The 6,001-nt window shown below is 71.2% G+C and carries 4 protein-coding genes; 3 read left to right on the forward strand and 1 reads right to left on the reverse strand.

Annotated features, from left to right (window positions below; all coding sequences use genetic code 11):
- Positions 1 to 336 precede the first annotated feature (336 nt).
- Positions 337 to 1,731 (forward strand): NAD(P)/FAD-dependent oxidoreductase, encoded by a 1,395-nt coding sequence (locus ACFYXE_RS18740; RefSeq protein ID WP_389313615.1) that lies wholly within the window; start codon positions 337 to 339, stop codon positions 1,729 to 1,731.
- 165 nt (positions 1,732 to 1,896) lie between these two features.
- On the forward strand, positions 1,897 to 3,585 hold the full coding sequence (locus ACFYXE_RS18745; protein WP_389313617.1) for a SpoIIE family protein phosphatase: 1,689 nt from the start codon (positions 1,897 to 1,899) through the stop codon (positions 3,583 to 3,585).
- 75 nt (positions 3,586 to 3,660) lie between these two features.
- Here the strand turns inward: ACFYXE_RS18745 and ACFYXE_RS18750 are convergent, their stop codons facing one another.
- On the reverse strand, positions 3,661 to 4,944 hold the full coding sequence (locus ACFYXE_RS18750; RefSeq protein WP_389313619.1) for an MFS transporter: 1,284 nt from the start codon (positions 4,942 to 4,944) through the stop codon (positions 3,661 to 3,663).
- A 122-nt stretch (positions 4,945 to 5,066) separates the two neighbouring features.
- Between ACFYXE_RS18750 and ACFYXE_RS18755 the strand changes: the two genes are divergently transcribed.
- The gene (locus ACFYXE_RS18755) at positions 5,067 to 5,615 is read left to right on the forward strand and encodes a MarR family transcriptional regulator (RefSeq protein WP_361180804.1); all 549 of its coding nucleotides are present in this window, start codon (positions 5,067 to 5,069) and stop codon (positions 5,613 to 5,615) included.
- Positions 5,616 to 6,001 lie beyond the last annotated feature (386 nt).

Here is a 6,001-nt window from a genome sequence, read left to right on the forward strand (position 1 = left end):
ACTCCCCGCCATTGGCTACCGGCGTGTGAGGGGTGAGCCCTTCCGCGGGCCCGGAAACCCGGCCCGACGAGCGCATCCCCCGACACCCCGACGTCACACGAACATAGTTGAGCGGGGGTCAATTCAGAAGGGGTGGGTTCCGCACAGCGCGCCCCCCGATCGGAGTACGCACCTTTTCAGGCCTTATTGCACCCCACCCCCGTACCCCCCTCGCCCCCGCTGACCTGCACACCTTTCCCGCCCGGCGGCAGACGCACGAGCCCCCGCCGCACTCCGCGCCCGGTCACACAATTTGCCGGGCCTGTGGACAAACTCGTGAGCCGGGTGCGTCATGGGATGGTGAAGGCTGCGATCTCCCGGGGGACGACCCCCGTATCTCCGGACTCTGTGCGCATTCTCGTCGTCGGCGGCGGATATGTCGGCATGTACACCGCGCTGCGCCTCCAGCGGAAGCTGAAGCGCGAGCTCAAGCGGGGTGAGGTCGAGATCGTCGTGATCACGCCCGACCCCTATATGACGTACCAGCCGTTCCTCCCCGAGGCGGCCGCCGGCTCCATCTCGCCGCGCCACGTCGTCGTCCCGCTGCGCCGCGTCCTCGACAAGTGCCGCATCGTCATCGGCGAGGTCGCCTCCGTCGACCACGCCAAGCGCACCGCGACCTTCACCACCCTCGCCACCGCGGAGGAGGGCACCGGGGCCGTCCAGATCGCCTACGACGAACTCGTCCTGGCCCCCGGCTCCATCGCGCGCACCCTGCCCATCCCCGGCCTCGCCGAGTACGCCATCGGCTTCAAGACCGTCGAAGAGGCCATCGGGCTGCGCAACCACGTCATCGAACAGATGGACATCGCCTCCTCCACCCGCGACCCCGCGATCCGCGACGCCGCCCTGACCTTCGTCTTCGTGGGCGGCGGATACGCCGGGGTCGAGGCGCTCGGCGAGCTGGAGGACATGGCGCGCTACGCCACCCGGTACTACCACAACGTCAAGGCCGAGGACATGAAGTGGATCCTCGTCGAGGCCGCGGGCCGGATCCTGCCCGAAGTCGGCGAGGACATGGGCAAGTACACGGTCCGCGAGCTGCGACGGCGCAATATCGACGTACGCCTGGAGACCCGCCTTGACTCCTGCGAGGACCGTGTGGCCGTCCTCGACGACGGCGCGCGCTTCCCCACCCGCACCGTGGTGTGGACCGCGGGCGTCAAGCCGCACCCCGTCCTCGCCGCCTCCGACCTGCCGCTGAACGACCGCGGCCGACTGAAGTGCACCGCACGGCTGACCGTCGACGGCACCACGCACGCGTGGGCCGCGGGAGACGCGGCCGCCGTCCCCGACGTCACCTCCGACCGGCCGGACGCCGAGTGCGCGCCCAACGCCCAGCACGCGGTGCGCCAGGCCAAGGTCCTCGGCGACAACATCGTCGCCTCCCTGCGCGAGCAGCCGCTGACCGACTACACCCACAAGTACGTCGGTTCCGTCGCCTCGCTGGGACTGCACAAAGGTGTCGCGCACGTCTACGGACGCAAGCTGAAGGGCTACCCTGCCTGGTTCATGCACCGCGTCTACCACCTGAGCAGAGTGCCGACCATCAACCGCAAGTCCCGTGTGCTCGCCGAATGGACCCTGTCCGGCCTGTTCAAGCGCGAGATCGTCTCCCTGGGGTCGCTCGAACACCCCCGTGCGGAGTTCGAACTCGCAGCCGGGGGCGAGCGCCCGAAGGGGTCCACCTGACCGGAGTCAGGAACTCCCCGCACAGGACCGGCGTCTGACGGATGTCGGTCCGGTCGGTCAGACTGTTCGTGTGACCATGGGCAGGCCGTCAGGCCGACACCAGGGACGTCCGCTCTCGACATGCTGTGTTCCCGATCCAGAAGCGACACCACGAGGCCTACCGCAGTGAACTTCACGCGCTGGAGCGCCCGGCTCCCCGGAACGCAGCGCCGCGCAACAGCGCGGACCGAACAGACGCTCGCCACCGCACCGCGCGGGGACGGTTCCGTCCCCGCCGCCCGCGCCGAGCGCCTCTCCGACGGGGGCGAGACGGGCCCGCCCGACGGCGCCGTCGGCCCCGAACGCATCGACGACCTGCCCGTCCGCGAGGTGTTCGACCGCATTCCCGCCCTCGTGGCCCTGGTGCACGGCCCCGACCACCGCATCGCGTACGTCAACGACGCGTACGCCGCCGCCTTCGGCCCCCGCCCCGTCGGCGACCCCGCGCGCGTGGCCCTGCCCGAGCTCGACGAGCTGGGCCTGCTGCCCCTCCTGGACCAGGTCCTGCGCAGCTCCAAGCCGCGCACGGTCAAGTCCCGCAAGGCGGCCTCCGGCCGCTCGTACACCTTCACCTGCACCCCCGTGACGCTGCCGCTCGGCGGGTCCGCCGCGGGACCCGAGGAGGGCGGCGGCGTCCTGGTGTTCGCCGCCGACGTCACCGACCACGCCGAGGCCGCCGAGCGCCTGCGCGCCAGCGAGCGCGCCCAGCGCGAGACGGCCGTCACCCTCCAGAAGTCCCTGCTCCCGCAGGAGTTGGAGCAGCCCGACGACCTGCGCATCGCCGCCACCTACCAGCCCGGCGGCACCGAGGCCGCCGTCGGCGGCGACTGGTACGACGTGATCACCCTCGGCGGCGGCCGCACCGCCCTGGTCATCGGCGACGTCATGGGCCGCGGCGTGCGCGCCGCCGCCGTCATGGGCCAGCTCCGCACGGCCGTGCGCGCCTACGCCCGCCTCGACCTGCCCCCGCACGAGGTCCTGCAGCTCCTGGACGGCCTCGCCGCCGAGATCGACGCCAGCCAGATCGCCACCTGCGTCTACGCGGTGCACGACCCGAACGAAGGAAGCCTGGTCTACGCCTCCGCGGGCCACCTCCCCATCCTCGTCCGCGACGAACACGGCGTGATCCACCGCGCCGAGGAACCCACCGGACCCCCGCTCGGCACCGGCGGCTGGCTGCACACCTCCGGCTCCGTCCCCCTGGGCCCCGGCTCCACCGCCGTCCTCTACACCGACGGCCTGGTCGAGCGGCGCAGCGAGGACATCGACGAGGGCGTGTACTCCCTGGAGCGCGCCCTGTCCGGCGCCACCGGCACCCCCCAGGTGGTGTGCGACCGCCTGATCCGCGCCCTCGGGGTCACCGCCGACCACGACGACGACGTGGCGGTCCTGGTCCTCCAGCACCCCGCCCGCACCGGCGCCGACGCCGAGCTGTTCCGCAACGCGGCGCTGGAGCTCCTGGGCGGCGTCGAAGCGGCCCCACGCGCGCGTGCCTTCGCCACCGGCGTCCTGGCCAGCTGGCGCTTCTCGCCCGAGCTCCTCGACCTGGGCGTCCTCGCGGCCAGCGAGCTGGTCGCGAACTCCCTCCAGCACGGCACCCCGCCGATGCGCCTGCGGCTGCGCCGCACCGACCGCCGGCTGATCATCGAGGTCACCGACGGGGACGACCACCTGCCGCGCCGCCGCCGCGCCGAACCGGCCGACGAGGCGGGCCGCGGCATCGCCATCGTCGCCACGATCGCGTCGAACTGGGGCTCGCGCCGCACACCGGGCGGCGGCAAGGCCGTCTGGTGCGAGTTCGCGCTGCCCAAGTAGCGCGGGCGGCGGACACGAAAAGCGCCCCGGAGAGTCACGACGACTCTCCGGGGCGCTTCCGCAGGGGAGCAGGGACTACGCGTTCGCCGGTGCGGGCTCCGACGGGGCGGGACCGCCCTGCGCCACCACCGGGCTCTTGGCCAGCGACGGCTGGTTCTGCACCGGCGTGAGCCGGCGCCCGAGCCGCACCGCGAGCACGGTGATGCCCAGCGAGAACAGCACGAACGTCACGATGTACGGGACGTGCAGCGCGGCACCCATCGGACCGCCCACCGCCGGACCGACCGCGAGGGCCAGCTGCTTCACCAGGGCGAAGGCCGAGTTGTACTGACCGACCATGCCGCCCGGCGCCAGGTCGGCGACCAGCGGCGCCACGGTCGGCGACAGCATCGCCTCACCGAGCCCGAAGAGCGCGTACGTCGAGATGAACGCGGCGGTCGCCATCGCCTGGCTGCCGTGCCCGACCCCGGCGTAACCCGCGAGGAGCCACGCGAACGCCCAGATCAGCCCGACGGCCGCGATCACCCGGGACCGCTTGCGGCGCTCGACGAACTTCAGGACGGCGAACTGCGCGATCACGATCATCGCCGTGTTGGCGGCGAGCGCGATGCCCAGCGTCGACGCCGAGATGCCCGCGGCCTCCACGCCGTACGCCGACAGGCCCGACTCGAACTGTCCGTAGCAGGCGAAGAAGATCACGAAGCCGAGGACGCACAGCTGGACCATGGCCTTGTGCTTCAGGAGCGTGCGCAGCCCGCCCGGGGCGGAGGCGTCCTTGGGCATCGAGTCCTGGATGGACGGCGCGTGCGGCAGGCGCACGGTCAGCGCGATCGCCGCGAGCACCAGGAACATCACGGACTCGATGGAGAACAGCAGCGTGAAGCTGCCCGGCCGGCTCTCGTCGACGATCTGGCCGCCGATGAGGCCACCGATGCCCAGGCCCAGGTTCTGCAGGAAGAACTGCATCGCGAAGGACCGCGTGCGGGTGGCGGGCGTCGACGACCAGACGATCATGGTCGCGAGCGCGGGCTGCATGACCGCCGTACCCGCGCCGAGCAGCGCGGCGGCGAGGATCGCCGTCGGCTGGCTGCCGGCGACGCCGAGCGCGAGCGCGCCGACGGAGGCGACGACCGCCGCGCCCACGAGCACCGGCAGCGGGCCGCGGCGATCGATGACGCGGCCGGTGATGGGCAGGACGATCAGAGCGGCCATGGCGAAGGCGGCCAGCACGATCCCCGCCGTACTGGCCCCGAGCTCCCGCACCTGCGCCACATAGACGTAGAGGAACGGGACCGTGAACCCGATGCCGAACGCGCTCAGCGCGCTGCCTGCCTGAATACGACGCATCGCTGCGCCCATCGCCCTGGTCACTTTCACCTGCCTTAGGAGTTAGAAGTGAAGACTTCGAAGCTAAAGTTAGGAACTAAACAATACACACTGAAGGACTTCGATGCCAAGCCGGGGCGTGCCATACTCGGGCCATGGGTGACACCCCCGGCCCAAGTGAGCCGACACTTGAAGAGCAGATCGCCGCGTACCAGCGGGAGTTCCAGGACCTCGACCCCCAGGTCGAGGAGATCGTCTCGGCCCTCGGCCGCCTGAACCGCCGCATGAACGTCGCCTACGGGCGGCAGACCGCGACCCTCGGCATCAGCAACGCCGAGTGGGAGGTCCTCAAGGCCCTCGTCCTCTCCGGTGCCCCGTACCAAATGGGCCCCGGCGAGCTGGCCAAGCGCCTCGGCCTCACACCGGCGGCGATGACGCACCGGATCGACCGCATGGTGGCGGAGGGTCTGGTCACCCGGGACCGCGACGAGAACAACCGCGTCCGCGTGATCGTCGAGCTGACCGCGGAGGGCCGCGAGAAGTGGCTGGAGGCGATGCGGCTCGCGACGGTGTTCGAGGAGGACCTCCTTCAGGACCTCTCCCAGGAGGAGCGCGGCGTCCTCGGCGAGGTGCTGACCCGCCTCCTGCGCCGGGTCGAGCACGCGCAGCCGGACGCCGGCGGCCGTCTCACCGACCTGGACTGAGGGGACGGACCCGGTCGGAGCGCAGGCCCCGTCCGGCCCCGGGCCGCCCCCCGACCGGCTCTGACCAGGGCGGGGCCGACGGGCGCAGGGTGGGGGTTGACAGCCACCTGCCCGATCCGTAAAGTTCTTCGGGTTGCCACGGAGCCGTAACGGTTCTTCGGCAGCACCTCCCGCCGCGGAAAGCGGCAAACCAAACTCAGCACAACCTCCCAACGGAACCCATTCGGCATGCCCGAATTCAATTCCGGGACTCGATTATGAGTCGCAGGGAAAACCCGCTAGAGTTTGGGACGTCGGAACGGCCCAACAGCCGCGAGGACAAACCCCGCTGACTGGGAGTCAGGCCCGAAAGGATCTGATAGAGTCGGAACCGCCGGAAAGGGAAA

This window comes from Streptomyces sp. NPDC002564, from assembly GCF_042889645.1.
Taxonomy (GTDB): Bacteria; Actinomycetota; Actinomycetes; order Streptomycetales; family Streptomycetaceae; genus Streptomyces.

What these genes read in the sequence shown, in the direction of transcription:
- ACFYXE_RS18740 (WP_389313615.1), top strand. Translation starts at nt 337, where the DNA reads ATGGTGAAGGCTGCGATCTCCCGGGGGACGACCCCCGTATCTCCGGAC.
- ACFYXE_RS18750 (WP_389313619.1), bottom strand. Translation starts at nt 4,944, where the DNA reads ATGGGCGCAGCGATGCGTCGTATTCAGGCAGGCAGCGCGCTGAGCGCG.
- ACFYXE_RS18755 (WP_361180804.1), top strand. Translation starts at nt 5,067, where the DNA reads ATGGGTGACACCCCCGGCCCAAGTGAGCCGACACTTGAAGAGCAGATC.